General features: G+C 68.5%; 4 protein-coding genes. 2 read left to right on the plus strand and 2 right to left on the minus strand.

The window, feature by feature from the left end:
• Positions 1 to 5 precede the first annotated feature (5 nt).
• Positions 6 to 104 carry a hypothetical protein gene (locus AC3XYG_RS35180; RefSeq protein WP_489144550.1) on the plus strand — a complete coding sequence of 33 codons (99 nt, stop codon included), beginning with the start codon at positions 6 to 8 and terminating at the stop codon, positions 102 to 104.
• A gap of 152 nt (positions 105 to 256) precedes the next feature.
• On the opposite strand, the gene AC3XYG_RS35185 is transcribed toward AC3XYG_RS35180, so the two are convergent.
• Entirely contained in the window at positions 257 to 724 is a 468-nt protein-coding gene (locus tag AC3XYG_RS35185) for a MarR family winged helix-turn-helix transcriptional regulator (protein WP_489144547.1), read from the minus strand.
• Positions 725 to 845: 121 nt separating this feature from the next.
• Here AC3XYG_RS35185 and AC3XYG_RS35190 point away from each other — a divergent pair, with 121 nt between their 5' ends.
• On the plus strand, positions 846 to 1,268 hold the full coding sequence (locus AC3XYG_RS35190; RefSeq protein WP_489144548.1) for a VOC family protein: 423 nt from the start codon (positions 846 to 848) through the stop codon (positions 1,266 to 1,268).
• A 10-nt stretch (positions 1,269 to 1,278) separates the two neighbouring features.
• On the opposite strand, the gene AC3XYG_RS35195 is transcribed toward AC3XYG_RS35190, so the two are convergent.
• Positions 1,279 to 2,180: serine hydrolase domain-containing protein (locus AC3XYG_RS35195; RefSeq protein WP_489144549.1), on the minus strand; the 902-nt coding region annotated here is incomplete at its 5' end.

The following is a 2,180-nucleotide window of genomic DNA, read 5'->3' on the forward strand; positions in this document are numbered from 1 at the left end:
TCAAGATCCCGGTCCATGCCCGCCTGCCGCTCGCCGAGGCGGCCGAGGCGCATCGCCGGTTGGAAGCGCGGCAGACCACCGGCGCGACGGTGCTGCTGCCCTAGAGGCCGTTTGGTAATGCACCTGGCGCGGCCGCCTGACGACGGTTTCTCCGCTTCCGGTGCTCACGGACGACCATGTCCGCTGCGCGCCGGTTCTCGAGACCACCGCCATGCGACTCTCGCCAGCGCATTTCCAAACAGCCTTTTAGAGGCGGCTACAGCCCGGCGATCAGCTTGCGGAGCAATGCGTTGAGCGTCTCCTGCTCGGCCGGCAACAGCGACGAGAGGATGCGCTGCTCGTTGGCGACATGCTTGCCGATCGTCTCGTCGATCAGGGCGCGGCCGGCGTCGGTGAGCCCGATCAGCTTGCCGCGCCGGTCACTGGGGTCGGGGTGGCGCGCGATCAGCCCGGCCCGTTCGAGCCGGTCGAGCCGCGCCGTCATCCCACCCGAAGAGATCATCATGGCCTCATAGAGCCTGGTGGGCGACAGCATGTGCGGCGCCCCGGCCCGGCGCAGCGTCGCCAGCACGTCGAATTCGCCGGGCTGCAGGCCCGCGGCGGCGAACAGCGGGTTCAGATGGTCACGCGTCACCCGTCCGGACGCCTCGGACAGGCGGCCGAGAACCGCCATCGGCAGCAACGGCAGGTCGGGGCGCTCACGGCCCCATTGTTCGATAGCCATGTCGGCTCGATCCATGAAAACCTCTCGATGAAAAGTATCTTGCCATCAAGATACTTTTCGGCTACTAACTTTTCATCGAGGCAAAATGCCATAACCCGAACCCCTCGTGAAGGAGGACGTGATGAGCAAGATGATTTTCGTGAACCTGCCGGTGCGCGATCTGGCGGCGTCGACCGCGTTCTACGTCGCGTTGGGCGGCACGGTGAACCCGCAGTTTTCCGACGAGCAGGCGACGTCGCTGATGTTCTCGGAGGCGATCGGTGTGATGCTGCTGACCCATGATCGCTATCGCCAGTTCACCCAGCGGCCGATCGGCGATGCCCGGCGCGAAAGCCAGGCGATGATCGCGCTCAGCGTCGACAGCCGCGACGCCGTGGATACGACGTTGGCGCGCGCGGCGGCCGCCGGCGGCCGGGCCGACCCGAACCCGGTGCAGGATCACGGCTTCATGTTCAACCGCAGCGTCGAGGATCCCGACGGCAATGTCTGGGAGATCATGTGGATGGACGCCGCCGCGATGGCCCCGCCGCCCGAGGGGGCCTGATCCCTCCGGCTCAGGCCCCCAGGGCCTGCCACATCGCCCGGATGATGCGGAAGGACCGCTCCTCGCCGACCAGCGCACGCTGCATCTTGTTCATGGCATAGGCGAAGGTGGTGCGCGCATCCAGGTCGATCAGGGCGAAGGAGCCGCCGCCGCCGGCCCAGAACAGCGTGTTCGGATTCGGCGTCGGCAGCGCCAGGATCGGGCTGGGCAGGGCGAAGCCGAGGCCGAAACGGACCTGCATCCCCTTCATGACCAGGTCCGGCCCTGCCACCCGCTGCTCCAGCGCCTTGCGGCAGCCGGCCTCCGACAGGATCCGCTTGCCCTTGGCGACGCCGCCATTGGCGAGCAGGGCGTGGATCTCGGCGATCGAGCGGGCATTGCCGTGGCCGTTGACGGCCGGGATCTCGGCGCCACGCCAGGCGCGGGTGCGGGTGGCCGCCGCGTCGGTTCCCGTCAGGATGAACGCAGCCTTCTGCACGTCGGTGAGCTGCACCTGGGTCATATCGGGCGGCGGCCCGAACGGCACCAGGTCGGCCACGCGATGGTCTTCCGATGCCGGCAGGCCGATCCGGAAATCCGCGCCCAGCGGCTCCGCGATCTCCTCATGGAACACCGTGCCGAGGCTCCGGCCGGTGATGCGGCGCACCACCTCGCCGACCAGGAAGCCGAAGGAATAGGCGTGGTAGCCGGAGGCCGTCCCCGGCTGCCACAGCGGCGCCTGGGCGGCGAGCAGGGCGGTCGCCCTCTCCCAGTCGAGCAGAACCTCGCCGCCGATCGGCGGATGCCAGCCGGCCAGCCCCGAGGCATGGCTCATCACCTGGGCGACGGTGATGCTCTCCTTGCCGTTGGCGGCGAATTCGGGCCAGTACCGGGCGACCGGCGCCGAGAAATCGAGATCGCCCCGATCGGCCA

The organism is Inquilinus sp. (genome assembly GCF_057815775.1).

What these genes read in the sequence shown, in the direction of transcription:
- AC3XYG_RS35190 (WP_489144548.1), top strand. Translation starts at nt 846, where the DNA reads ATGAGCAAGATGATTTTCGTGAACCTGCCGGTGCGCGATCTGGCGGCG.
- AC3XYG_RS35185 (WP_489144547.1), bottom strand. Translation starts at nt 724, where the DNA reads ATGGCTATCGAACAATGGGGCCGTGAGCGCCCCGACCTGCCGTTGCTG.